36 protein-coding genes are annotated in these 23,643 nt (G+C 69.7%); 33 read left to right on the top strand and 3 right to left on the bottom strand.

Translation table 11 applies throughout. The features are described from left to right. The first annotated feature begins 35 nt into the window (after window positions 1–35). The 13 genes from OG194_RS29815 (at window position 36) to OG194_RS29755 (ending at window position 8,843) form a co-directional block, all read left to right on the top strand. Window positions 36–1,673: a hypothetical protein gene (locus OG194_RS29815; RefSeq protein ID WP_327403866.1), complete on the top strand. Its 1,638-nt coding sequence runs from the start codon at window positions 36–38 to the stop codon at window positions 1,671–1,673. After that, on the top strand, window positions 1,663–1,977 hold the full coding sequence (locus OG194_RS29810; protein ID WP_327403865.1) for a hypothetical protein: 315 nt from the start codon (window positions 1,663–1,665) through the stop codon (window positions 1,975–1,977). Before OG194_RS29815 ends, OG194_RS29810 begins: the two co-directional genes overlap by 11 nt. Continuing rightward, a complete protein-coding gene (locus tag OG194_RS29805; protein WP_327403864.1) occupies window positions 1,974–3,320 on the top strand; it encodes a hypothetical protein in 1,347 nt (448 codons plus the stop codon). Before OG194_RS29810 ends, OG194_RS29805 begins: the two co-directional genes overlap by 4 nt. Beyond that, a complete protein-coding gene (locus OG194_RS29800; protein ID WP_327403863.1) occupies window positions 3,317–3,529 on the top strand; it encodes a hypothetical protein in 213 nt (70 codons plus the stop codon). The genes OG194_RS29805 and OG194_RS29800 overlap by 4 nt, the downstream gene beginning before the upstream one ends. After that, the gene (locus OG194_RS29795) at window positions 3,526–4,005 is read left to right on the top strand and encodes a hypothetical protein (protein ID WP_327403862.1); all 480 of its coding nucleotides are present in this window, start codon (window positions 3,526–3,528) and stop codon (window positions 4,003–4,005) included. The genes OG194_RS29800 and OG194_RS29795 overlap by 4 nt, the downstream gene beginning before the upstream one ends. Further along, on the top strand, window positions 4,002–4,316 hold the full coding sequence (locus OG194_RS29790; protein ID WP_327403861.1) for a hypothetical protein: 315 nt from the start codon (window positions 4,002–4,004) through the stop codon (window positions 4,314–4,316). The genes OG194_RS29795 and OG194_RS29790 overlap by 4 nt, the downstream gene beginning before the upstream one ends. Before the next feature lie 99 nt (window positions 4,317–4,415). Beyond that, the gene (locus OG194_RS29785) at window positions 4,416–4,694 is read left to right on the top strand and encodes a hypothetical protein (protein ID WP_327403860.1); all 279 of its coding nucleotides are present in this window, start codon (window positions 4,416–4,418) and stop codon (window positions 4,692–4,694) included. Further along, window positions 4,691–5,080, top strand: coding sequence for a hypothetical protein (locus OG194_RS29780; protein WP_327403859.1), 390 nt, complete (start codon window positions 4,691–4,693; stop codon window positions 5,078–5,080). The genes OG194_RS29785 and OG194_RS29780 overlap by 4 nt, the downstream gene beginning before the upstream one ends. Next, a complete protein-coding gene (locus OG194_RS29775) occupies window positions 5,077–6,474 on the top strand; it encodes a hypothetical protein (protein WP_327403858.1) in 1,398 nt (465 codons plus the stop codon). The genes OG194_RS29780 and OG194_RS29775 overlap by 4 nt, the downstream gene beginning before the upstream one ends. Further along, the gene (locus tag OG194_RS29770; protein ID WP_327403857.1) at window positions 6,471–6,710 is read left to right on the top strand and encodes a hypothetical protein; all 240 of its coding nucleotides are present in this window, start codon (window positions 6,471–6,473) and stop codon (window positions 6,708–6,710) included. Before OG194_RS29775 ends, OG194_RS29770 begins: the two co-directional genes overlap by 4 nt. Beyond that, window positions 6,707–7,546 carry a hypothetical protein gene (locus OG194_RS29765; RefSeq protein WP_327403856.1) on the top strand — a complete coding sequence of 280 codons (840 nt, stop codon included), beginning with the start codon at window positions 6,707–6,709 and terminating at the stop codon, window positions 7,544–7,546. The genes OG194_RS29770 and OG194_RS29765 overlap by 4 nt, the downstream gene beginning before the upstream one ends. Before the next feature lie 93 nt (window positions 7,547–7,639). Then, window positions 7,640–7,843 (top strand): hypothetical protein, encoded by a 204-nt coding sequence (locus OG194_RS29760; RefSeq protein ID WP_327403855.1) that lies wholly within the window; start codon window positions 7,640–7,642, stop codon window positions 7,841–7,843. Window positions 7,844–8,255: 412 nt separating this feature from the next. Continuing rightward, the gene (locus tag OG194_RS29755; RefSeq protein ID WP_327403854.1) at window positions 8,256–8,843 is read left to right on the top strand and encodes a hypothetical protein; all 588 of its coding nucleotides are present in this window, start codon (window positions 8,256–8,258) and stop codon (window positions 8,841–8,843) included. 189 nt (window positions 8,844–9,032) lie between these two features. Here the strand turns inward: OG194_RS29755 and OG194_RS29750 are convergent, their stop codons facing one another. From OG194_RS29750 to OG194_RS29740, 3 genes are all read right to left on the bottom strand, one after another. After that, window positions 9,033–9,230, bottom strand: a complete 198-nt coding sequence (locus OG194_RS29750; protein ID WP_327403853.1) for a hypothetical protein — start codon at window positions 9,228–9,230, stop codon at window positions 9,033–9,035. 50 nt (window positions 9,231–9,280) lie between these two features. Beyond that, window positions 9,281–9,517, bottom strand: a complete 237-nt coding sequence (locus OG194_RS29745) for a hypothetical protein (RefSeq protein WP_327403852.1) — start codon at window positions 9,515–9,517, stop codon at window positions 9,281–9,283. A gap of 74 nt (window positions 9,518–9,591) precedes the next feature. Further along, on the bottom strand, window positions 9,592–9,867 hold the full coding sequence (locus OG194_RS29740) for a helix-turn-helix domain-containing protein (protein WP_327403851.1): 276 nt from the start codon (window positions 9,865–9,867) through the stop codon (window positions 9,592–9,594). A gap of 187 nt (window positions 9,868–10,054) precedes the next feature. Here OG194_RS29740 and OG194_RS29735 point away from each other — a divergent pair, with 187 nt between their 5' ends. From OG194_RS29735 to OG194_RS29640, 20 genes are all read left to right on the top strand, one after another. Continuing rightward, window positions 10,055–10,549 carry a hypothetical protein gene (locus OG194_RS29735; protein WP_327403850.1) on the top strand — a complete coding sequence of 165 codons (495 nt, stop codon included), beginning with the start codon at window positions 10,055–10,057 and terminating at the stop codon, window positions 10,547–10,549. Continuing rightward, window positions 10,549–10,755, top strand: coding sequence for a hypothetical protein (locus OG194_RS29730; RefSeq protein ID WP_327403849.1), 207 nt, complete (start codon window positions 10,549–10,551; stop codon window positions 10,753–10,755). Before OG194_RS29735 ends, OG194_RS29730 begins: the two co-directional genes overlap by 1 nt. Window positions 10,756–10,908: 153 nt before the next feature. Continuing rightward, the gene (locus OG194_RS29725) at window positions 10,909–12,129 is read left to right on the top strand and encodes a DUF2637 domain-containing protein (RefSeq protein WP_327403848.1); all 1,221 of its coding nucleotides are present in this window, start codon (window positions 10,909–10,911) and stop codon (window positions 12,127–12,129) included. Next, window positions 12,126–12,776: a hypothetical protein gene (locus tag OG194_RS29720; protein ID WP_327403847.1), complete on the top strand. Its 651-nt coding sequence runs from the start codon at window positions 12,126–12,128 to the stop codon at window positions 12,774–12,776. The genes OG194_RS29725 and OG194_RS29720 overlap by 4 nt, the downstream gene beginning before the upstream one ends. After that, window positions 12,773–13,285, top strand: a complete 513-nt coding sequence (locus tag OG194_RS29715; protein ID WP_327403846.1) for a hypothetical protein — start codon at window positions 12,773–12,775, stop codon at window positions 13,283–13,285. Before OG194_RS29720 ends, OG194_RS29715 begins: the two co-directional genes overlap by 4 nt. After that, window positions 13,282–13,869 (top strand): hypothetical protein, encoded by a 588-nt coding sequence (locus OG194_RS29710; RefSeq protein WP_327403845.1) that lies wholly within the window; start codon window positions 13,282–13,284, stop codon window positions 13,867–13,869. Before OG194_RS29715 ends, OG194_RS29710 begins: the two co-directional genes overlap by 4 nt. Window positions 13,870–14,093: 224 nt before the next feature. Next, window positions 14,094–14,513, top strand: a complete 420-nt coding sequence (locus tag OG194_RS29705) for a hypothetical protein (RefSeq protein WP_327403844.1) — start codon at window positions 14,094–14,096, stop codon at window positions 14,511–14,513. Window positions 14,514–14,536: 23 nt separating this feature from the next. Beyond that, a complete protein-coding gene (locus tag OG194_RS29700; RefSeq protein WP_327403843.1) occupies window positions 14,537–14,998 on the top strand; it encodes a hypothetical protein in 462 nt (153 codons plus the stop codon). After that, window positions 14,995–15,438, top strand: coding sequence for a DUF6941 family protein (locus tag OG194_RS29695; RefSeq protein WP_327403842.1), 444 nt, complete (start codon window positions 14,995–14,997; stop codon window positions 15,436–15,438). The genes OG194_RS29700 and OG194_RS29695 overlap by 4 nt, the downstream gene beginning before the upstream one ends. A 242-nt stretch (window positions 15,439–15,680) precedes the next feature. Further along, window positions 15,681–16,169, top strand: coding sequence for a hypothetical protein (locus OG194_RS29690; RefSeq protein WP_327403841.1), 489 nt, complete (start codon window positions 15,681–15,683; stop codon window positions 16,167–16,169). A 66-nt stretch (window positions 16,170–16,235) separates the two neighbouring features. After that, complete coding sequence (locus OG194_RS29685) at window positions 16,236–16,451, top strand: helix-turn-helix domain-containing protein (protein ID WP_327403840.1); 216 nt, start codon at window positions 16,236–16,238, stop codon at window positions 16,449–16,451. A 224-nt stretch (window positions 16,452–16,675) separates the two neighbouring features. After that, window positions 16,676–17,035 (top strand): hypothetical protein, encoded by a 360-nt coding sequence (locus OG194_RS29680; RefSeq protein WP_327403839.1) that lies wholly within the window; start codon window positions 16,676–16,678, stop codon window positions 17,033–17,035. A gap of 2 nt (window positions 17,036–17,037) precedes the next feature. After that, the gene (locus tag OG194_RS29675) at window positions 17,038–17,328 is read left to right on the top strand and encodes an HNH endonuclease (RefSeq protein ID WP_327403838.1); all 291 of its coding nucleotides are present in this window, start codon (window positions 17,038–17,040) and stop codon (window positions 17,326–17,328) included. 98 nt (window positions 17,329–17,426) lie between these two features. Continuing rightward, window positions 17,427–18,563 (top strand): hypothetical protein, encoded by a 1,137-nt coding sequence (locus tag OG194_RS29670; RefSeq protein ID WP_327403837.1) that lies wholly within the window; start codon window positions 17,427–17,429, stop codon window positions 18,561–18,563. A gap of 43 nt (window positions 18,564–18,606) precedes the next feature. After that, window positions 18,607–19,047, top strand: a complete 441-nt coding sequence (locus OG194_RS29665) for an AAA family ATPase (protein ID WP_327403836.1) — start codon at window positions 18,607–18,609, stop codon at window positions 19,045–19,047. A 301-nt stretch (window positions 19,048–19,348) separates the two neighbouring features. Continuing rightward, window positions 19,349–19,630, top strand: a complete 282-nt coding sequence (locus tag OG194_RS29660) for a hypothetical protein (protein ID WP_327403835.1) — start codon at window positions 19,349–19,351, stop codon at window positions 19,628–19,630. Beyond that, on the top strand, window positions 19,593–21,182 hold the full coding sequence (locus tag OG194_RS29655) for a terminase (protein WP_327403834.1): 1,590 nt from the start codon (window positions 19,593–19,595) through the stop codon (window positions 21,180–21,182). The genes OG194_RS29660 and OG194_RS29655 overlap by 38 nt, the downstream gene beginning before the upstream one ends. Then, window positions 21,176–21,415, top strand: coding sequence for a hypothetical protein (locus tag OG194_RS29650; RefSeq protein WP_327403833.1), 240 nt, complete (start codon window positions 21,176–21,178; stop codon window positions 21,413–21,415). Before OG194_RS29655 ends, OG194_RS29650 begins: the two co-directional genes overlap by 7 nt. After that, window positions 21,412–22,740, top strand: coding sequence for a phage portal protein (locus OG194_RS29645; protein WP_327403832.1), 1,329 nt, complete (start codon window positions 21,412–21,414; stop codon window positions 22,738–22,740). Before OG194_RS29650 ends, OG194_RS29645 begins: the two co-directional genes overlap by 4 nt. Beyond that, window positions 22,740–23,627 carry an HK97 family phage prohead protease gene (locus OG194_RS29640; protein ID WP_327403831.1) on the top strand — a complete coding sequence of 296 codons (888 nt, stop codon included), beginning with the start codon at window positions 22,740–22,742 and terminating at the stop codon, window positions 23,625–23,627. Before OG194_RS29645 ends, OG194_RS29640 begins: the two co-directional genes overlap by 1 nt. The last annotated feature ends 16 nt before the right edge of the window (window positions 23,628–23,643 follow it).

The raw sequence follows: 23,643 nt of genomic DNA, 5'->3' as shown, positions 1-23,643 counted from the left end.
ACCGCCCCAGCCAACTCCCCTGAGAGAAGAGCCAGTTGTCCGCCGCCGCGCTCGCAGCCCACCCGGCTGCACCGCACGCCCAGCCGCACCCCGCGGCCCCGGGTGTGCGGCCGCGCGCCGGCGGACACACGGTCAAGGTCCCCCTGCGCCTGGTCGTAGGTGCTCAGTACGCGGATGCCGCCCTGAGCGTCTACGTCAAGATCGCAGCCCTGTCCCTCCGCCCGGAGGGCTGCACCGCCAAGGTCGCCGTCATCGCCGAGTACCTCGGCATGAGCAAGTCCGCTGCCGAGCGCGGCCTCGGCCAGCTCGTACGGCCCGACATCATCGACGGCCTGGTCGAAGTCCCCACCGTACGGCGCACGTTGCGCGGCGGCCGCGGCCAGTCCGCGCACCGCGTCACACGGCCCATCGCGGAGAACGACGGCGAGCTGTGGGTGCGCATCCCGGTGCGCGCCGCCGAGGCCCTGAGCCCGCGCCTCCTACGCGTGTACGCGCTCCTCGCCTACGCGACCGCCCGCCGCATCCCGGTCACCGCCGCCGAACTCGGCGAGCAGCTGCACCACCACACCGGCAAGCGCGCCGGCGAACACCTCGGCGAGCGCCAGGCCCGCCGACTGGTCGACGAACTCGACGCCACCGGCTGGCTCACCGTGCGCCGCCGCGAGGGCGAGCAGGGCCGCCACGCCTACGAGACCCACCGCCACCCGCTCCATCCCGTCCCGGCCGCGCCCGCCATCGGCCAACAGTCCCCGGACGCCGAGCAGTTGCCGCTGTGGGGGCCGACGGCTCCGGTCATTCATGACGGATCCGGTTCGGATCTTGGTGACGGATCCCTCGCGTCTAGGGAAGACCACCTAACTGACCGACGTCCTGAGACGAAGCTGGGTGGGGGTATCCGCCGTAGGCGATCTCACCGTGAGTGGGTCGCGTGCCCTGTGGATAACCGCGTGCCGGACACCTTCGGCCCGGGTGATCGCGTGCTGCGCACGGATGACGAGACCTCGTCCTCGAGCCCGGCCCCCGGCCGCGCCCCGTACACCGGCCCCGTTCTGCAGCTGTCTCCCCGGATCTGGCGGGTCCTCGCCCCCGTCCACCATGAACTGCCCGGCATCCGGCCGTTCGTGCTGCGGCGGATCGCCCGCGAGATCGGCCGCCAGCTCGACAACCCGGGCGGCAGCGAGCAGCGGCTGACCGACCGGATCACCCGCCGCTACGCCACCACCACCGAGATCCGCGACGTGGGCCGCTGGCTGCTCGGCGCCGCGCTGCTGCGGCACGGCTGTGGCCAACCCGACTGCGAGACCGGCGTGCTGTGGCCGACCGGTGCGGACTGCGAGACCTGCGCCCTCAACCGGCAGGTCGAGGCCGCGCGTGCCCGGCGGAATGCCGAGCTCGCCGAGAGCGCACGACGCCTCGAAGAGCGGCGGCAAGCCCGGCTTCAGGAGGTCGTCGGCGCCGAGGTGGTTGACGCCGGACCGGTAGGGCCACTGCCGCCGAAGAAGACGTACCGCGACCGGGAGCGCGCGAGCGACGAGGAGATCCGGGCGGCGATCGCCGAACACGGGTCCGTCGCTGCCCTCCACATCTACGGACATCTGCGGGCGCTGCCGCTCCTGGCGGCCCCTCCCCTCTCCAACGAGCCCGGATGCGACCGGAGGACTCATGCCCAGTGACCACGACATCGCCCGTTGCGACGACTGCCTGGCCCGGATCCGGTGGGCGATCACCGTGAACGGCCGGCGCCAGGCGATCGACGCCGACACCGACCCCAAGGGGAACCTGGCCGCGCACGTGGACGGCACCGGCACCTTGAAGGTCCGCGTGCTCAGCAATGAGCGGCCGACCCTTGAGCACGCCGAGTGGCAGGCCATGCCGCACGCTGCGACCTGCCCGAGCCCGCGCCAGCCGCGGCTCCGGGCCGCCTCGAGGACCCGGCGCCCCGTCGTACGGCCTACCGCCTGGTGGTCGGTCCGATGACGCAGAGCGCGGACCACCGGCGGCCGGGCCCGAGCGAGATCCGGGCGCTGCTGGGCGACGGCAAGATCTCCAACCTGGCGGTCGCCCGCCAGCTCGGCGTCGGTGTGCGGGCCGTCGCCCGCGTACGCAAGGACGCCCGTCTGCCGGTCGCACCGCGCAGCGCCTGGACGCGGGCCCCGCACCCCAAGGACAGCGAGATCCGAAGCCTGCTCGGCGAGGGGCACACCGACGCGGAGACCAGGCGTCGTACCGGTGCGGACGTCTCGACCGTCGCCCGCATCCGCAAGGACGGCGGGTACGGTCCGGCGACCATCACCCGTCGGGGCACACGGCTGCACCCGAAGGACGCGCAGATCCGCCAGCTCATCAACGAGGGGCTGAGCAGTGCCGCCGTCGCCCGGCAGGTCGGCGCCGACCGTGCCGCGGTCCGTCGCATCCGCGCCGAGATGGGCGTGCCGTCCCCGCCGCTGCAGCCGCTGACCCTCGACGAGAAGTGGGAGGAGCGCACGCGGCCTGTCGAGGGTGGCCACCTGGAGTGGACCGGTGAGCGGGGCACCGTCAGCGGGACGCCGCTGCTGCGCTACCGGGAGCAGACCTACACGGCGGCCGCGGTCGCGTTCCGTCGGCGGACCGGGACAGACCCGGTCGGTCAGGTGAAGGCGGACTGCGGGCTGCACCAGTGCGTCGCCCCCGACCATGTCGAGGACGAGCCCGGCCGGCTGGCCAAGCGCGAGGAGATCCGCCGTCTGAAGGGGTTCGGCGATCGGCCGGATGTCTGCCCTGGCGGCCACGACCAGGGCGTTCACGGTCGGCTGGAGGGGGACGGGCGCGCGTACTGCGAGGCCTGCAAGCGCGACGCGAGGAAGCACCCCGAGGCGAAGCGCGCGGCCCGGGCCAGTGCCCGGGAAGTCCTCCGGCAGCGCATCGAGGCGATGCTCCGTGAGGACATCCCCCAGGCGCACATCGCCAGCGAGCTCGGCGTTGCGGCGGCCACTGTGCAGGGTGTCCGTGAGGCGCTCGGACTGCCGGCGCCGAGGCCCGGGCGGCGGGAGCGGTACGCCTCCGTAGCGGAAGCGTTCCACGCCAGCACGCAGCTCCTCGAGGACGGTCACCGCCGGTGGACGGGGGGCGCGGCCCCGTACGTGTGCTTACGCGAGCAGCGGCTCGCGGCCTCCCCTGTCTCCTTCGAACTCCACCACGGTCGGCCGCCGGTCGGCCGAGCACGGCCGAGTTGCGGCGTGAACGGCTGCCTGGCCGGCAGCCACCTCGCCGACCGGCCGATGCGAGAAGCCAACCGGCGGGCCGACCGGGCATTCGCCTCGATCTTCGGAGAGGCGCCGTGAGCGAGCCCATCGAATGCGCGCTGTGCCATCAGCCCGTCCGGTCCGCAGCCTCCCGTACCCGGCGGATCGGCGGGGGCTGCTGGCGGAAGTTGCGACCGGACCAGCGAGCCGCGATCCGCGCCGACCCCTTCCGCGTCCGGGCGATCCTCGTCCGGCCCGCGCCCACCACTGACGGGCAACTCGCCCTCGACATACGGGAGATCCCTTGACCAGCGAAGACACCAAGCTCGTGGCCATCGACGGCAACGACGCTCTGGCCGCCGTCCTCGACGCGGTCGCCGCCGAACGAGGCCGGCAGGACAACCAGTGGGGCGAGCAGAACCACCCCGACGGCACCGCCGCCGACTTCACCGCCCGAGCCATGCGGGACAGCGCTCGCGTTGTCTGCGAGTCCAAGGCCAAGCGCGGCGCCCTCACATGGGCCGACGTCCTGGACGAGGAGTACTGGGAGGCCCGCGCCGAGACCGACCCGGCGCGGCTGCGCGCCGAGCTGGTCCAAGTCGCTGCCGTCGCCGTCGCCTGGATCGAAGCCATCGACCGACGCACGGGAGCCCGGCCCGCCCTCCTCCAGGCGGTCGCCGAGCAACTGCCTGCCGACGCCCCGCAGCGTGCCGCCGACACCCTCGCCGCCATGCCGGGCCCGCCCTCCGCGGCCGAAGACACCACTGGGGAGCTGCGGTCATGAGAGTCCCCACCCTGCCCGGCCTCCTCGTCCTGGCCGCCCTCGGCTGCCTGGCCCTGGGGTTGATCACGTTCGCTGCGGCCGGCGTCCTCTGCCTGCGCGAGGCCTTCCGCAAAGCCCATGCCAACGTCGCCGCCGCACTCTCCGCCGTCGGCACGCTGTCAGCGCCCGAGGCGCTGCGCGAGATGGCCGAGACCCTGCGGTACATCGACCCCACCGGGTTCCGCGAAGCGGCCGAGTGCTGCGAAGCCCGAGCCCTCGCCCTAGAAAGCACCGCGCAGTTGGCTGCCCCGTTCGGACGTGGTGGGAGGTGACCCGATGATCACCACCATCGTGGGCGCGGTCTGCCCCGTCCTCTCCCTCGCCGCTCTCGCCGGCGTGATCGTCGTCGCCCTGCGCGCCCGGGGGCAGCAGTGACCGCCCTCATGGCCGAACTCGCCCGCGCTCGGGACGAGTTGCGTACGTGGCTCCGCAAGGGAGTGAAGGGCACGCACGCCGACGAGCGGGGGGAGCAGCTGATCGACGGCCACCAGTCCGCCATCAAGGACGTCCTCGCGCACCGGCTGGCCGAGCAGCAGCGCGACCACCTCCGCAGCCAGGGCTATGACCTGGCCTGCGTGTGCGGTGGCTGTGCGTGCTGCGTCGCCCGCGAGTGCATCGACCTCATCGACCCGGAGGTACGGCCGCTGTGACACCACACCAGCGCACCGCCCTCGGCTGCCGCATCGCCTCGGTCGCCCTCGCCGTCAGCACGTACTGGATGGCGACCGAGCAGGAGTGGCTGCTGTCCTTCGGCCTACTGTCCGGCTCCGCGTCCCTCGCCCTCGTCGGAGGCCGCTGCCAGGCACTGCACTTCGCCGAGCGAGCCCGGCACCAGCGGGCCCGCCGCGCAGCTACTGGATCCGCCGAACTGCCCGTGCCGTGCTGCTCGTTCTGGCGGCACTCCGACGGCGCCGTCCACGGCCCCGACTGCACCCGGCCGCAAGCCGCGCGCCGGGACGGCTACCGCCTCGACTCGCGCAGCCGCGCCGCGTTCGACGAGATCACCGCCCGCTACGACGACCGGAGCTCAGCATGACCGACGACCGCCACGACCAGGCCCAGGAAGAGTTCGGACCGCTCGACCACCGGCGCATGCTCGACCTTCGGCTGTTCCCGCCGATCGAGGTCACCGCCCCGGGCCCGCGTGAAGTGCCGGCGGCGCTGCGCGGCCCGGCCTGGCAGCCGCAGGAGCAGCCCCCCGTGTACGAGCAGCCCGCCACCCAGTGGAACGGCGAACCGTGCACCGCACGCCGCATCACCGCCATCGTCGCCGACAACGGCAACTTCCCCATGTACTGGGCCCGCCACCTCGTCGGTACCCGCCGCGCCATCGTCGAAGTCACCTACGGCGGCGCCACGTTCTACCTCGACGACGAGGACGGCTCCGGCTGGAACAAGGTCACCCACGGTGGCTCGCCGCACTGGACGCACAACAACATCACCATCGACCCGGACAGCATCCAGTCGCGCGCCCAGACCGACCTCCTCAAGATGGCCGTCGAAAGCGGGGCGACCGGTGTGGCCGAGCTCCGCCCACACCACGATGAGCTGGCCGACGCCTGCCGCCCTGTCGAGGTCGACGGCGAGACCGTGCGGGTCCACGGCTCCGGCCAGTTCACCGAGCAGGACCAGGAGCTCGTCGCCGACGTCGTCCGGGCAGGGAAGCGGAAGTTCGCCAAGGAAGCGCTCACCACCGACGCCTCCTTCCTGCGTGAGCACATCGCCGAGGCCCTCTTCGACGCCGACAGCCAGGTCGGTCCCTACCGAACGGTGCACTCGGACACCAAGGACGAGTACCGGAGGCTTGCCGAGGCGGCGTTGGCCGTCGTCCTCCCGCACGGCAAGTTCCTCGGCGACCGGCTGCACGATACCGAGGAGCAGCTGCTCGCCGCGCGCACGGAGGCCGAGCGATGGATCGCGTTCATCCAGCGCGGCATGGACACCCACATGCAGTTCAGCGTGCTCAGGCCGGACGGCATCGCCGAGCAACTCCCGTGCGCCGACTGGTGCTACGCCTGCCGCATCGAGCAGGCCGAGGCGTTCACGACCGCCGTGGCCGAGCTGATCGCCGCGCACGAGGGCGATGAGTGGGCCAGTCAGTCCGCCACAACGGCGCTCCGGGAGCTCTTCACCTGCACGTCCGTCCCGTCCTCGGTGGACGACTCCGGCCCTACATCCGACGAGCTAGTCCACTCCCCCGAAGAGCAGCTGGTCAGCGCCCCGCCGTTGGTGGGCGACCGGTTCCGGCTCCAGGCGGACGGCAGCTGGGCCGCCGATGTCGGCGGGGGCACCCTCACCGTGGTCGCCGACATGTCCGGGGAACGCCGCGAGCAGCTGCTCGCCCTCCTCGACGCCTACTGCCAGGCCATCGAGGAGAACCGCCTCACACCGGAGCAGGCCCGCGCCGACATCGGTATGCCCGGCACATGACCGCCCTCGCCTTTCCCACCGGCCGGCCCTTCCGTCTGCACCTGACCCACCGGGTGTTCGACGGATGGGAGCTGGCCGACGGCCAGGCCGTCGCCCTTGAGGACCCCGACCTCGGGATCACCGCCAGCGCGGCCTCGGTCGACGACCTCCTCCGCGGCTACGGCGGTGGCCGCATCGAGTGGCTCCGCCCGCCTCCCACCCGGCACCACCAGCAGGAAGGCCGGTCTCCTTCATGATCTGCACCCTGTGCACCACGCACGACCTCAAGTACGGCGTCCTGTGCGCGAGTTGCACCCTCGCCCTGCAGGACCGTCTGGCACGGCTGCCCCGGATGTGGGCGTCTCTGGAGGCCTGGCTCGCCCCCGGCAGCACGGGCACCGCTCAGTACGGTGGCCGCGTCCGGCGTGCCGAAGCCCCGCTGCCGCTGAACCAGGAGGTCCTCGACCTGCGCGCAGCTGGCGGGATCGCCGGCGTCCTGGAGGACTGGCGGGACGCAGTCCACGACACTCGCGGCCTGCCCACCGCACCGCGCACCGGAGCCCTCGCGCGACGCGTCAGCACCGCGGCCGCCGACCTGATCGCCAGCCTCTACTTCATCGCTCTCTGGGACCAGGGCGTCCAGCTCGGGCGTGAGGTCGAGCAGCTCGTGGGGCGCGTCCGCGCTGTCGCCGAGCCCGGCCGTGACCCGGACGAGCCGACGTTCCTGGGCTACTGCATCGCCATCGACCTGTCCGGGGTGGTGTGCGGCAGCAGGCTCTACGCGGACATGGCCCAGACCGTGCAGTGCCAGTGGTGCCTGTGCCTGTATCCCCCAGACCGGTGGCTGCAGCTCCGTCTCTTGCAGCCCGGAAACACTCCAGCCAAGGAGGACCAGGACGTCGAGGAGCCGCGGATCAGCAAGGTCGCTGAGGGCACGGCCGAGCGCCTGGAGCGGGCTTGGACATCGGGGCGCAGCGGCGGACGCTGGAGCAGGTGCACGACGGCGGCGGCCGGATCGACTTCCACGGAGGTATGGGTCGGCTGCCGGTCGCACACTGCACGGGCTTTGGAAGGGGCTGGGGAGAGGGAGTGATCGCGGCCAGACCCTGCACCAGGGGAACAGTGTCAGTGTCGTGCCGCACAATGGCGTACGGGCGCGGGGCCCGAGTGATTGGAAACCTGCGCCATGCGCACAGTTGCAGTCGCGTTCTACGGCGGCCCCTTCGACGGCGAGATCATGCACTGGCCCGCGAGCGAGACCCTCGACTGGGTCCTGTTCATCAAGCCGGACCACGCCCCCGGGGTACGGGCGATCTACCTGCTCCACTCGATCCGCCTGGATGCCGAGCGGTGCGCCAGGTACGTCTACGAAGGCTCCATCCCTGGCTGACTCAGCACAAGGTCGCTGACTCCCGCGCTGAGTCAGCGACCTGATTCTCCTAGAGACGCGTCTCGTCCTTCCGCTGCTTGACCGTGAAGTCAGCTTCACCGAAAAGGGCAATTCACATGACGGAGCGCTTGCTTATTCTGCGGAATTAGCATGTACATGCACCCGCAAGTTTGTGATATCCAGCACAGGCCCGGAATTATAGATAGATCTACCACCTCCACGTCGACAGTCAAGATGCCACTACGTGCAGGGCTTTATTTGTATACAGCCTTTCGCAATGCGCGTAGAGCCAGCACCCTCCGGAAATGGTCTAAACCGCCCTCTCGGGTGTCACCACCAATTAACACTCGCCATACGTGTCCGTGACGTGCACTCTGATCCTCCCCGCTGGTCCCACAGAGGCAAGGACAAGATGAAGACCGGGCACAAAATTGCAATTGCTGGCGCAGTCATCGTAGCCGCCGGAACGATCATCGCCCCGCAGCTCATCAGTGACGACGGCGACAAGAAGGAGCCGAACACGTCGGTGAGCGGCGACTTGAGCGGCAACGGCGACGGCCCCCGCTGCCAGGGAGCCAAGGTCAACTGCCCCCAGGGGAGCCAGCCCATCCCTGAGAACACCTACCGGACGGACAAGGCCCCGAGCAAGGTGGGCCCATGGGCCTACAAGGTCGTCCGCACGGTGACTCAAGCTGGCGACGAGGGACTGATGGTGAGGACCTGCAACGTCAGCGACTGCCCCGGACCGGATTCCGCGCGCCAGGTCGGACTCGTCCGACTCCACCACACGGTCTGGGTTGAATGCTGGAAGGACTCCGGCTTTGACGGCGGCGAAGGCCAGGGCATTACCAAGTGGTACAAGGTCAAGTGGCCGACCGACCAGCCTCACTCGACCCCCGACCTCGAAAGTTCGAGGGAGGACAAGTACACGGCCTGGATGTACAGCGGCTACATGGAGCCGTCAGGACACAATGGGAAGATTCCCGAGTGTAGTAGCTAGCCTCGTTCGGCCAGCATGAAACCGGGAGCCTGAATTCCGCTTGACGGACCAGGCTGGACCGGAACACGAAAGGGCGGCCCGGAGACTCCGGGTCGCCCTTTCCTATGCAGGCACCTCGGTAAGCATCACCCGCAACAATAGTCATCAATTTACTCAAACGACACAGTGTCACCATTCCTGGCGGGGTGCTCAGCGCGTCCAGAATTCCGGACCGCCGCCCCGCCAGTCGATCCACTCCGCGCGGACCACGTCCATCTCGTCCGCGTCCTGGAGGCCGGCCGTCTGGAGCAGCGCCGCCACATCGTGCACCGAGAACGCGCGGCCGAGGATCTGGCCGCCCGCCTGGACGCGCCGGCCGCCCTCCTCGTCGGGCGGGTACACGGTCACCGGGGTCACACCTCCAGCCTCGCCCGGGGGCCGGGGGGTCGCGCGCTGGGCTACTCCGCAGGGTCCTGCTCGGCGTGCCGTACAGCCGCCTTCACAGCCTGCTCGACCTCGTACCGGTTCTCGCCGGACCCCGTCGCATGCTCGGTGATCGCGGCCTGGATCGCCTCGGAAGCTTTGAACCAGGCCCGCCACTGCTCGTCGTACTCGTCGCCAATGAGGCCGGCGAGCTTGGCGCGTTCGGTCTCCGCGGCACGTTCGAGCAGGATCAGGTGTTCGATGTCTGTCACGTGCACGGAGTGTAGGTCGGACAGCAGCGAGCCCCCGACCGGCGCGCGGACAGGGGCTCAGCGTGCGCTGCGGACTACTCCTCCGACACTGTCGCGCGGGGGCGATCCTTACCCGACCCCGTGTAGCCCCGCTCGATGTCCTGCACCGTGGCCAGCCCGATCCCGAGCGCCTTCGCGATCTTCCGATACGAGACCGGCGGATCCTGAGCGCGCATGTCGAGCACCACCTGGCGGCGCATCTCCCGCCACCTCTTCCCCCGCGCAGACTGGTCGGCCATCACTTCACCGATCGCTTTCGCGCGCTGCTCCGGGTCGGTCATCGCCTCCACGGCATCCATGGCGTCGATCACGCGCTGAGCCTCCTCGGTCACACCCGGCCTCATCTCATTCGGGCGGGCCGCTTGCCTCGACTGTACGGGGCCCCGTACAGTCTCAGGAAGTAGCCCGAGCTACTAAGCACAACGGCCCTGTCCCGCTGAGTTGGCGCTCCGGGACAGGGCCAGGCCCACCTCAACCATCACGAAAAGGCAGGCCCTGATGGGACACGCTACCGACCAGCCCCCGGAGCAGCACAGCCCAGAACCCACGAACCGGAACCTGTCCACGGACGAACTGGTGCGGCAGATGCTCGTCGAGATGGCTGAACGCCTCGAGGCCAACCGGCCCGACGTGACGCTCACCCCGACCGGGCGGATCGCGATCATCCAGGCGACGACCATGAGTCCGAACTTCTCCAGCGCCCTGCGGGCCAAGGCGCCCGACGTCGAGAAGCCGATCACTCGCGCCGCCTACGCGCAGTTGCTCCGAGCCGCGGCCGATCCGGATCAGCCCAGCCTCCTCGACCGGTACGCCGCCGCCAGCCAGCGCTGTCGTCAGATCGGACAGCAGGTCGGTCTCCGCCGCTGCGACGAGGACCCGGAGTGGCGCGCGGCGGAGCGTGAGGCCGAGGCCCTCTGGAAGATCGGCCTCGCGGCCGGCCATACCAGGGACGAGCTCATCGCTGCCAGCAAGCCGTCCGGGCAGTCGACCTGATGGGGCTCTTCTCTCGCGGTAGGCAGAGCAGCCGCAGCTACCCCGCTGCCGGAGTCTCCGTCACCGGCGGCGCCGGACGCTTCCGTCGTGCCAAGACGACCGGCGCCCGCAAGGCCGGAGCCGACGCCGAGAAGTGGGAGCGCGCCGAGCGGCAACGCAGTCAACGCGGCGGCTGGCGAGTTACGGACTGGAACCGCGATGGGTGAGCGCTTCTGGAACGGCGTCGCCATCGCCGCATCCCTCGTGGTTGGCACCTTCGCCGTCGTCTGGATGAGCACCCACTGACCCACCCAAGCCGCCGCCCCCGGGCCCCCGACCGGGGGCGGCCCTCTTCCCGCATCACGCATCAGGGAGCCACTGTGAAGACCCCCACCGGCTACCGCCCCACCCTCACAACTCTCCAGCACAGACTGGTCGTTGCCGTCACCTCCGGTGCCGCTGTCATCGCCGGGATCGGATTCGTCGGCTCGTACGCGGCCGTCCGCCGCCTCGCGGAGTCGAAGCACTTCGGTACGTTCGCCGTGGTCTTCCCGATCGGCATCGACGCCGGAATCCTGGTGCTGCTCGCCCTCGACCTGCTCCTCACCTGGCTCCGCATCCCGTTCCCCCTGCTGCGCCAGACAGCATGGCTACTGACGGTCGCCACGATCGCGTTCAACGGCGCCTCAGCCTGGCCCTCGCCGCTCGGCGTGGGCATGCACGCAGTGATCCCGATCCTGTTCATCGTCACCGTCGAGGCGGCCCGGCACGCGATCGGCCGGATCGCCGACATCACCGCCGACAAGCACATGGAGAGCGTGCGCCTGATCCGCTGGCTCCTCGCGCCCGTGCCGACGTTCCTCCTCTGGCGCCGGATGAAGGTGTGGGAGCTGCGCTCCTACGACCATGTGATCAAGCTGGAGCGGGACCGCCTCGTCGAGCGTGCCCGACTGCGCTCCCGGTACGGACCGAAGTGGAGGAGCAAGGCGCCGGTCGAGGTCGTCATGGCGCTGCGGCTCACGCGGTACGGGCGGGATCTCGCTCCGGTCTCGGGCGTCCTCAACATCGAGCATGAGCCGTCCGGCTCACCCACAGCCGCGCTCGAACTGCCCCCGGCTCAGCTCACCGTGAGCCGCGAGCCCGAGCCTGAGCCGGTTGAGCCCGAGCCCCGTGAGCCTGAGCCGGTCGACTACGAAACGACCGTCGTCACCGCGCTCCACGTCACCGGCGGTGAGCCGCACCCTGTGCCGACCGATCCCGTGCAACCCCTCGTGCAGCCCTCTGACCAGCAGGGCTCACGTGAGCCGGGCTTGAGCCCGGCTGAGCCGCTCGTCGTGAGCCGCGCTGAGCCCGCCGGTGAGCCGGGCGAGCCGGGCGAGCTGAGCCGTGAGCCCGAGCGTGAGCCGAGCGGTGAACCAGTCGGCTCAGGGGACGGCGAGATCGAGCAGCAGATCGCCGAACTGGCTCACCGGCTCAGGGCGGGAGAGGGGCTCACCAAGACGACTGCGGCTCAACTCCTCGGCGTGAGCCCGGCCACCGCCGGACGGCGGCTCACCATCGCCCGCGCTCGGATCGGCGAGGGGACGGGCTTCTACCCGTGAGCCGCGATCCCGGACCCGACGAGCGCCGCGTGCGCTACCTCCTGGCCCGGCTCGACGCCCGCCCCTTCGGACACTCCAACGACAGGACCACCGCTATGAGCGACCAGCCCATCACTCCGACCCGGATCATCCCCGCCGGCGTACCGCTCCCGGCCCGCCCGCCGCAGCCCGGCGAAGTCCCGCCCTGGCGCACCCCGACACCAGCCACCGCGGCGCCCCCACCACCGCCGCCACCGCCACCCATCCCGCGTCCCCCGGACCCGGCCGAGGTGGTCGTCCGCCACGTCCACGAGGTCCTGCTCGTCACCTCCGAGCCCGAGGAGCGAGTGCCCCGCCTGTGGGAACGGCTCTGGGACCACCTGTTCACCTGGCGCATGCTCGTCGCGATCCTCGCCGCGCTCATGCCCTGGGCCAACGGCCGCAGCCCCGTCGGGATCTGGGCCCACACCGTCCACCAGGCCCGCACGGAGGCCGGCATCCCCGCCGCGTACATCATCGCCGGGGTCGCCCTCGGCGCGGCCTGGGCCCTGGACCGGCACACCGGGCGCGCCCTGCCGCGCTTCCTGTTCGTGACCGCCCTGATCGGCGCCTTCGGCGTCTTCGACTGGTTCGACGCGATCACCCTGCTCACCGGAGTATCCCGATGAACGGCACCACCACCCTCACCCTGGGCGGCCTCCTCGCCGCGCTGCTCGTCCTGACCGCCAACCTGTATCCGTGGTGGACCGGTACCCGCGAGATGAAGCAACTCACCGCGTTCGGCAAGGGGTTCCTCGCCGCCGCCTGCGCCGCAGCCTGCCCCGGCGGCATCCTCGGCTGGGCCCACACCCACACCGGCACCGTCGCCAACGGCGCCGGAGAACGAGCCAGCAGCACGGCCGCCGGCACCTCCTCCGCCACCGGATTGACCAGCGGGCAGCTCGTCGGACTCGGCGCGACCGGCGCGGTCGTCGCAGTCCTGGTCGTCTTCCTCGTCGTCCTCTCGTACAAGGGCGCCGGCAAGAAGGACAAGAAGCGCATCGTCGGCGGCGCCTTCGTCGGCTCCGTCCTGCTGCTCACCGCGGGCGTGGCCGGTGCTCTGTCCTGGTTGCCCGGCGCGCTCAACGGTGCCGGCGACGCTGTGGTCGCCGCCGTGAAGGGATCGGGCCTCCTGTGAGCCGCCTCGCCGGCATGGCCGAACGGCTGACCACCGGCTCCACCACCGTGGCGCGCCGCGTCGCCGCAGCAACAGCGGCCTGGGTCACGCGAGGACGCCGCGAAGACCTCACCGGCTGGCGCGCCGCCCTCGGCTGCTGGGCCCGGATCGTCGGCCTCACCCTCGCTCTGTACCTGCTGTGGCGCCTCCTGCGCGCCGTGCCGATCCTGCTGTCGCTGCTCAGTGCCGTGTGGGTCGTCGCGGCCTGGCGAGCGGGGAAGTCCTCCGAGGCCGCCGCCGAACACGATGGCGGCGCCCCTGCCGCACCCCCGGAAGAGGCCGTCCGCACCCTGCTGCTGGCCGTGATGGGGGATGGCGACGCGGTGCACCTCCGGACGGTCCTCGCGCACCTCCAGGAGCACGGCCAGTGGGAGGGCCGCCGGGTCACCGATCTGCGGCTCCATCTCACGCGCCTGAACATCCCCGTCGACCGCGGCGTCAAGGTGGCAGGCATCCCCACCTGGGGGGTCCGCCGCAGGGACATCGAAGCCCCTTCCCCTGCTGGCAATCAGGAGACGTCTACCGAGCCGTCTACCGCCGCCTGACCTGCACATCTACCGCGTCATCTACCGCCGTCTACCGGCCATCTCCCTGCTCTTCTACCGCCCCAGGAGGTCCACTCCGCGATCAACAGTGACCGTCAGCTCAAGATCGCCCCACGATTCGCCATGATCGCTCAGGCCCTTCACGCGGATCCCCGGCGTGGCTGAGGCATCAGCAGTTATTCACCCAAGGCGCCAGCGTCACGGTGTCCGGTACCTTAAGCGTCGTGACGGATGTTCTGGTGGGGGATCTGATGGTTGCGCGGTTTGCTCCGTATAGCGCTGAAAAGATCAAGGAAAAAGCGGAGCGGGACTACGAGCGGCTGCGTCTTGAGGGGAAGACTCCGTTCTATGGGATCTCGACCTATGCCATCGTCCGTCCGGACGAGCAGACGAGCGTCGACGACCTGATCACCCGCATCTGCCACGCGAACGTGGTCAACGGCAAACGAGTCATCAACGGCAGGAAAGTTGCCGTAACTACGCGGCGACATCTTGAGGCAGAGGGGTTCCGAGTGGAACGCTCAGAGCCCCCGATGCATCATCATGACGTGATCCTGGGCAACGAACTGCGCGAAATGGACACTAAGAGGTTGGAAGCCATCCTGCTCGCTGACGTGAGGAAGGTCCCAACATGGGACAGCTAATCGAAATCGCCACACGCCCCCGTGTGCGTATCGAGATCGACCTGAACTCGCGCAACGAAGAAGGTCTCGTTCCGGCGTACCTGGAGGATGCGGACGGCTACGTCACGATCGGCGACACCGTCACGGCCTTCGAGTCTGAAGACGGGGTCGCTGCGCCTGCGGTCGTGAGGAAGGTTGCGCACGGATTCGCTTACCTCGATGTCGACTGGGACGCGATGACCGATGACGTTGCGCAGCCTGTCGCACACGCTGTCACGCCCGGGGCTGAGAACTTGAGCGCGACATCGTCGGGCGCCAGCTGGGTGCGAGTCACGATGATCAGGAAGGTGGTTACCCCCATCCTCGTGAGCGCCGCAGCAGTTGCCGCAGCGACCACCGGAGCCGTACTCGGCTCTCCGGGTGCCACACCGAACTCGACGGCCGCGCCGAACTCCGTATCAACGCGTGACGTGATCACAGTCATGGAAGCAGGAGACACAGCGTGAAGCTCAACATGGCAGCCCTCTGCGACCGGGCTACGGTCAGGGAAGGGCTGCTGCACATCCTCGGAGCGGGGGTGACGCAGACATCCCTCGTCCTACCGACCGCCCCTGACCTGGACCTCGCCATCCTGATCCGCGCTGAGACATGGCACGACCTTTCCGGTATGCACCACGTATCGGTCACCGTGCGACACGAAGATGGAGCCGAGGCCGGCCAAGTGCTGCTGGGTTGGGAAGCGCCCCAGGTCGAAACGCAGGATGACTCTGCCGCACCGAACCAGCCTTTGCCGCAGTTGCCTCTCGTCGTACCGCTGCGGAGCATCATGCTGACCCAGCAGGGAGAGCACCTTGTGAGCCTGCAGGTCGACGGCTCCGAGCTCGCCGCCCTGTCCTTCAACGTCACCAAGGCCGAATTGCCCGGCGTTACCGTTCAGCTCCGATGACGCAGAAGGCCCCGTCGTCACCGACGGGGCCTTCTGCGTTGCCCCACGGCACCCCCGAGAACCCGCTCACCTCGTCGTCGTCCTGGGCAACTGCTCGGCTGCTAGACCACTCCGCGACTGGCAACGCCGCTCCACCACCGAAAGACCGCATTCCGTGTCACAGCTACATCAACGCGCCTCCACACGGCCATCGCGCGGCGGATGATGACCCCTCAGCATCCGAACGCCCGTGGGGGGACACCGTGTTGTTCAGCCGAGACCCAGAGAAGGCCGCGCAGAGACAAGCGCGGAAGGAAGAGAAGCGCCGCGAGCGCGACGAGTGGACGGCCAAACGGAAGGCCGAGAAGGACGCCCTCGCCGAGTGGCGCGTCACCCACCCCGCCGAGAAGACCCTGAACCTCGCCTGCATGATGCGGTCCTGGCCCGGCTCCAAGTTCGGCGAGACCTCTCTCGGCCCTGTCCTCGGCGGCCAAGCCGAGTTCGTCGACGCCGGCGCGCACAAGGCCTGGACGGCGACCCGACTCGCCGGAGGCGTCGTCACCGGAGGCGCCTCCCTCGTCGCCGGCCGCAAGAACAAGGGCGCCGCCGTCATCAACGTCACCTTCGGCAACGGCGCCGCCCAGACGTACAACGTCACCCCGGAGAACGCCACGCTCCGGGCGGCCAACCAGTACGTCACCGCCTTCAACGCGCTCGCCGGCCAGCTCTCCAACGAGGCCGCCCAGCCGTAAGACGGACTAGGGGCGCCCGAGTCCACCACGCTGCGCCTCGGACGCCCCTGCTGCACCATGGACCCCATGGAGTACGCATCCCTGCCACCCGGCCAACTCACCACCTCCCAGGCCGCGATGGCCTGCGGCGTGAAGCCCGACACCATTCGGGACTGGGTCCGCCGAGGCGTTCTGAAGCGCGCTGGCGGCTCACCCCGCCGCCCCATCTACCGCGTCGACGACATCCTCGCTGCGCAGCAGGCGCCCAAGCCAACCCGAGCAGGTCAACGCGCCCAGCAGTAAACCCTGCTTGACGTGCGACGATCCGTGCGCCACGATCTTGCCGAACAACCATGTCCAAAAACGGACACCAGAACGCACCACGAAGGCCCCGGATACGGCGAGATCCGGGGCCTTCGTCGTGCCCGCGCCCGCCGTACGACAGCCGCTCAGGCCGGTGCTCAGTTCCTGGGGTTGGGAGCACCGGCAGCCGTACGGCGGGCGCCCCTCGCCACGAGGAGCACCTCATGCCCGACGCGCCGCCCGTCAACTTCGACCGCGCCACCGCCTTGGGCATCGCCCAGCACTGGGCCTTCAGCCACGCCCACGAAGCCCAAGACCGCTACGACCAGGCCGAGACGCTCCGCGCCCGCGCCGAGGAGACCGGCGTCAGCGGGGCACTGCCGGCCGAGGCCTACGCGCTCGCCAACCGCTCCCGCGTCATGGCCGAGACCTGGTCCCACGTCGCCACCGCCCTCGCCACCCCGGCGACTACCGACGGCCAACCAGCCATCTACGAGCTGCACGTGGCCATCGACCCCACCAACGTGCACCAGGTCCTCCGCCGCGCAACCACCGCCGACGTCCACGGCGCCACCCCGCTGTAGCCGTGGCCGCCAACCCGAGGAACGGCCGGCCCTACCGCACCCTCTGCACCAAGCAGCGCGCCCTACTCCTGCCCTGCTGGTGGTGCGGCGGCCCCATCCGCTACGACATCACCGGCCGCCTCGCGCAGCGCCACCGCGACGCCTTCACCCTCGACCACGCGCGGCCGCTGTCAAAGGGCGGCAACCTCCTCGACCCCGCCAACGCCCGCTCGGCACACCGGCGTTGCAACAGCGCCCGCGGCAACCGCACCGACGCCGCCCGCCAGCCCGTCCGCTCCTCACGGAGGTGGTGACGCGGCACAGCACGCACCCCAGGGACGACAGAAGCAGGATTACCTGACTGACGGTAATTCGATCGGCCCTGTCCCCTATGCGAGCTAAAGTGCGGTGCGTGACCGATGACAGCCAAGCCGAGCCAGACGATCAGCAGCCTGAGCCCGCATCTGATGAGACGCCCCACGAGCACGCTCAAGGCGAAGGCGGAGACACCGGCACAGCGGGCTTCCGGATCGCTCCCGGCTACACCGAGCTCGACCTAAGCGGCATCCTCCGCGTACAGGCCATGACCCAGGAGATCAACGCCCGGGTAACGGAGATGACCCGCATGAACGTTGATGCTCTTCGGGCCATCGGGCGGATGCGCCTTCGAGTGCCGGTGCTCCCTCAATGGACCGTCCGGGTGCCCGAGCTCCCCGACTTCCAGCGCTTTCAGGTCGACTTGGCTGAGCGAATGCGGGAGGCCGCCCGCATCAGCTTCACGATGCCCCAGTTCGAGTTCGGCGCGGACCTCGGGCGCATCCTCAACTCTGGCGTACCCACCTGGCTTGCGAACGTGCGCATGCTCATCGAGCGCCTCGAGCAGGTCATTCCGGAGAACCTTCGCGGCCTCCGCTCTGGGCACTTCGAGGACGTCTTCCGCATCAACGTTGAGGACGGCACGTCCCTTGCCTGGGCGCCGAGGCGCAGCATCATCGACGAGCTCCTCCAAGCAGCGGATATGGACGCCCGCAGCACCGTCCTCGTTGCCCACGCAGTCGAGATCGCCGACGATGTCGAGGCATCCCTTGCTCAAGTCGTCCTGCCCGAGCATCAGATACTGCGGTCGCTCCTCCTCGAGGCGGCTGGCGCCCTCCGCCTTGGCCTTTACGGGCCGGCACAAGCCGCTGCATCCAACGCCTTCGACACCATCATGAACGTCAGGATGCTCAATTTCCTCGCCTACAGCGGCAATCAGAACAGGAACCTGACCCGGATCCACTTCCGACCCGGCGGTGGCACAGACTGGGAGGCCGTGACCTTCGCCGAGCTTGAGCTCGTACTCGTAGGGGGAGGCATCGCCACTGCCTTCGAGCGCTGGACTGCCGGCTGCGGACTCGCATCGTTCAACCGCAACGGAAGCGTCCACCACGTAGACGACGGCGCCTACTGCCCCGCTCATGCCGTGCGCGCCCTCCTGGTTGCCCAAGCAACGCTGCGCTGGCTCGACACTGCAATCGCCGAGGAACGCGGGGAGCAGGACGCCGCCTGACTGATCCCCGCCAGCGTCCACAGGGGAAGGACGGTGACACGCAGTGCTGTACGTCGTCACCGGCCCGCCGGCCGCAGGCAAGTCCACGTTGATCGAGTCCCGCGCCAAGCCGCGCGACATCGTCATCGACCTGGACCGCATCACCCGCGCCCTCACCGGCCCCGGTGCACCCCAGTGGAACCACGAACCGATCGCGTCCAAGGTCGCGATGCGCGCCCGCTACGCAGCCATCGACGAGGCGGTCAAGCACCTCGAGTCCACCGACGTGTACCTGATCCACACCATGCCCACTGACACCTGGCTGGCCCGGTACCGACGACTCGGTGCCGAGATCATCACCGTCGACCCGGGCGAGCAAGTGGTGCGTGAGCGCGTGCGTGCGATGCGATCAAGCGCGATGGAACGCGTCGTCACCCGCTGGTACCGGAGCTACGGCGGAGGCAAGAGCCGGCCAGCCACCGCGCAGTCGTCGCGGGAGTGGTGACGCATCGCCACCCCTGCCCGGCCCATCACGGAGTGCTACGCCACGGCCCGTTCGGGACGCTCCGCGCGACGCGTCCATGATCGTCCGAGCGGTCGGGGGAGAGAGTGGATCAAAACTTCAACGTCTTCCCGGGCGACCCCAAACGCCCTTGTCGCCCGGTTCTCTCCCCGCGCCGCGCGGTAATCACCGCGAACCGAGTTCGACCCCATTAGCGGCCATGATCACGATCGCGAGCCTGTCACTTTCCGTGACCGCCGCCCGCCGTCACGCTCCGTGATGGCTCGTCAGATCGGAGGCGATCATGGCCGAGCCCGGAGCGAAGCGAGTCCGTGCCGGCGCCGTCGCCAAAGCCACCCGCGCAGAACTCGATGACCTCGGCGTCTCTCCTGATTCGAACGCCTCGGCCGCCGCCGCGACACGCCTCGCGAAGATCATGGACTCGTCGGTGGACCCCAAGGAGATCGCGGCAGTCGCCCGTGAACTGCGCCAGGCCATGCACGTAGTGCGAGCGCTGGCGCCTCCGAAGGACAGGGGGGACATCGTCGATGAGCTCGCTTCTCGCCGCCCCCGCCACAGCGCGTAACAGGCCCGACCCGATCGGCTGCCAGAGCCCGCGCATCATCTCCACCCCGCACTACCGGCGCATCGAGACCGGCCGCTGGAGCGGCATCGAGGACCAGGCCGCGCTCGACTTCCGCTCTCCCGCTGGTCAGGAGGCCGTCGAGCTGGCTGCGGACGCCAAGCTGAAGTTGGACCCGTGGCAGCAACTCGGCCTGCACCACAGCCTCGCCGAGGACGACGAGGGCCGGTGGACCTCCTTCGAGGTCGTCCAGAACGTCACACGGCAGAACGGCAAGGGCGGCTACCTCGAGGCCCGGACGATCGCCGGCGTCATGCTGTTCGGCGACAAGCTGGTCATCCACACCGCGCACGAGTTCAAGACCGCACGCGAGTCCTTCCGCCGACTGGACCAGATGATCGAGGGCTCGTACGCCCTCAGCCGCCGTGTGAAGCGCGTCCTGCGCAGCCACGGCGAGGAGGGCTTCGAGTTCCACAACGGCGCCAGGATTCTGTTCCTGGCGCGTACGGGCAGCTCGGGCCGTGGCTTCTCCGGCGACCTGGTCGTGATGGACGAGGCCATGTCCCTGCGTGCCGCGCCGATCGGCGCGCTCCTTCCCATCATGTCCGCGCGGCGCAACCCCCAGCTCGTCTACACCTGCTCGGCCGGTATCGGCCAGGAGAGCGAGCAGCTGGGGCTGCTGCGGGCCAGGGCGCTGGCGGACAAGCCGGAGCCGGACGAGTCGCTGACGTACCTGGAGTGGTCCGCCGAGCTGCACACGCGGGAGTGCCCGCGGGACGAGGACGGGCGGATTGTGTGTGCCGAGCACGACCACCGTGAGGACGTACGGACGTGGCAGCGGGTGAACCCTGCGCTGGGGATCCGGATCCGGGTGCAGGCCGTACGGCGCGAGTTCGCGACGATGCGCGCGGACCTGTTCGACCGTGAGCGGCTCGGCGTGGGCGAGTACCCGGCGCAGGCCGAGGAGACGTGGCAGGTCATCGCCGAGGCCGCGTGGCGGGCGCTGCGCGTGCGTCAGTCCGGTCTGGCGGACCCTGTGGGTTTCGCCATCGACACGAACCCTGATCGGTCCTGGTCGGCCATCAGTGTCGCCGGCGGAACGGCCGACGACGGTCGGCATGTCGAGGTGGTGGACCACCGGCCTGGTACGGACTGGGTGGTTGAGCGTGCTGCCGAGCTGGACGAGAAGTGGTCACCGTGCGTGTGGGTGATCGACGAAGGCGGCCCGGCTGGATCGCTGGCTCCGCTGCTGCGGAAGAAGCTCGCCGAGCGAGGCCGTGACCACCTGATCGTGGCGCCGAAGGTCCGTGAACTCACGCAGGCCACCGGGCAGTTCTACGACCGCGTGCAGGACCAGAGCCTGCAGCACCTGGACCAGGCGCCCATGGCGACCGCGCTGAGCGGCGCGACGAAGCGTGATGTCGGCGATGCGTGGCTGTGGTCGCGACGGGGCGACGGCATTGACGTGTGCCCGCTGGTGGCTGGGACGTACGCGCTGTGGGGCTGGGAGCAGTACCACGACGTGGAGCCGGAAGGGGCGCCGAACCTGTGGTGAAGAAGGAGCCGGCCGAGCCGGAGGCCCGTACGGACGGCAGTGAACTGCTGGTCCTCGAGGTGGTGTTCGTCCTCGTCGCGGTCGCCGGGCTGGCGCTGTGGAACATTCCCGCCGCGCTGGTCGTGGCTGGGGTGCTGGGGGTGCTGGCCTGCGAGCGCGCCATGGCGCGGGCCGACAGACGTGCTGCTGAGGGGCAGCGCGGCGGGGAAGCGGCGGGAGGTGAGCGGACGTGAGCGGGCTATTCGGACTGTTCGACGGGCGGACAGAGCGAGGGCTGGAGAGCCCGGCCCAGCCGCTCACCTCCGCCGCGCTGAGCGAGTTCCTCGGTGGTGTCGGGCCGTCGGATGCCGGTGTGCCGGTGACGGAGACGTCGGCGCTGCGAACGCCTGCTGTGTGGCGGGCGGTCAACGTGATCGCGGGTGTGTCGTCGGCGCTGCCGATGCCGACGTACAAGGTCGGCACGAAGCAGCGGCAGACGTCTGACCTGCTGACCAACCCTCACCCTGACTTGACCCCTGTGGAGTTGTGGCGCTTCGCGTACACGTACCGCGTGCTGTGGGGCAACGGCTACATCCAGAAGATCCGCGACGGCGCCCGTCAGATCCGTGAGCTGTGGCCGATCTCCTCGAGCCGCGTGCAGGTCGAGCGGGAGAGGCCCTCCGACGAGAACCCTTCGGGGAAGTGGTTCTGGGTCACGGACGACTGGGGCGCCGTTCACCGGCGATCTCCGTACGACATCCTCCACATCCCGGGCCTGGGCTACGACGGGCTCACCGGCTGCTCGCCCGTGCGGATGGCGTCGCAGGGCATCGGCCTGGCGCAGGCCGCCGAGAAGTCCGCGGCCCGGCTGTTCGGCTCCGGGAACCTCGTCGGCGGTGTGCTGCAGACGGAGCAGCGCCTCGACCAGGACCAGGCCGCCCGGCTCAAGGAGCGTTGGAAGGCCCGGATGTCCGGGGTCCACAACAGTCATGAGATCGCGGTGCTGGACAGCGGGGCGTCCTTCAAGCCCGTCGCGATGCCCAACGTGGACGCCCAGTTCCTGGAGTCCCGGGAGTTCGAGAACGCCGAGATCGCGAGGATCTTCGGCGTGCCGCTCTTCCTGCTCATGGAGACCAGCAAGTCCACGAGCTGGGGCACCGGGTTGGAGCAGCAGGCGCAGGGCTGGGTGACGTTCGACCTCAATCCGACCTGGCTGACGCCGACCGAGCAGCGTGTGACGAAGGAGTTGCTGCCGTCGTCGCAGTACGCGAAGTACCAGATGGGCGGGCTGCTGCGCGGCGACTCCGCGGCCCGGGCCACGTTCTACCGAGCGATGCGCGACGTCGGCGCCTACTCGGCGAACGACATCCTCGATCTCGAGGACAAGCCGCCGCTCGAGGGGCCCGAGGGCGACCTGCGGCTGCAGCCGCTCTACATGGCGCCGCTCGGCTCCAACCCCCTTGCTCCGGACGGCAGTCCGTCCGCAGGAGCCGGGTCGAACAGAGCGCGGGCAGCCGCGCTGATGCTGGAGGCGCAGCGGCTGCTGGCGGCCCCTGACGAGACAGAGGAGGGACTCTGATGAGGACTCTGACGAGAACGACGACCGAGGAGCGCCGCCGCCTGCCTCTGTCGACGGCAGACGTAGTGATCCGGGCCATCGAGGGCGACACCGCCGACGAGCGGTTCCACGGTTACGCGGCGAAGTTCGACAGCCGTACAGCGATCGGGAATCCCCTGCGCTGGGGGTTCTACGAGGAGATCGCGCCGGGCGCGTTCACCAAGACCCTGCAGGAGGGCGACGCCCGGTTCCTCATCGACCACGACTCTTACCACGTGGTGTCGCGGGTCACGGCCGGCACGCTTTCCCTGGCGGAGGACGCGATCGGCCTGCCGGTCGACTCGGCCCTGGACACGGCCTTGTCGTACGTCAACGACCTGAAGGCCAACGTCCGCAACGGCAACATCACCGGCATGTCCTTCGGGTTCTACGTCCTCAAGGACCAGTGGTCGGTGGAGAGTATCGACACCTCCGAGGGGCCCGTCGAGGTCGAGGTGCGGCGCATCCTTGAGGTGCGGCTCATCGAGGTCAGCGCGGTCGCGTTCCCCGCGTACGAGGACACCGAAGCGGAGCTCGCGTCGGTCGCCTCGGCGCTCGTCAGCCGCGGCGACCAGGCGGCGATCGAGCAGCGTGCACGGTTCCGCCCGGAGCTGCGGGATCTCCTGCAGTTGGTCGGCAGCGACCGAAGCGACCAGGCCGCGAAGGACGCCACAACGGAAGTACCAGAACTCAAGCAGGTCGAGAGCGAGCCGGGTGAGTCCACTCGCGAGACCAGCACACCGGAGACCGCACCCGCGGACACGGAAGGAACCGAGCCGGCGGAGACCACTCGGACCGTCCAGGACGCGCGCGCCATCCGCATGAGGGGGCTCGCCGCACGCTACGGCCTGCCGCACGCCTCCTCGTAACCCACACTCACCCCGA

This window comes from Streptomyces sp. NBC_01288 (genome assembly GCF_035982055.1).
Taxonomy (GTDB): domain Bacteria; phylum Actinomycetota; class Actinomycetes; order Streptomycetales; family Streptomycetaceae; genus Streptomyces.
This window is presented reverse-complemented; position numbering and strand designations above follow the sequence as displayed.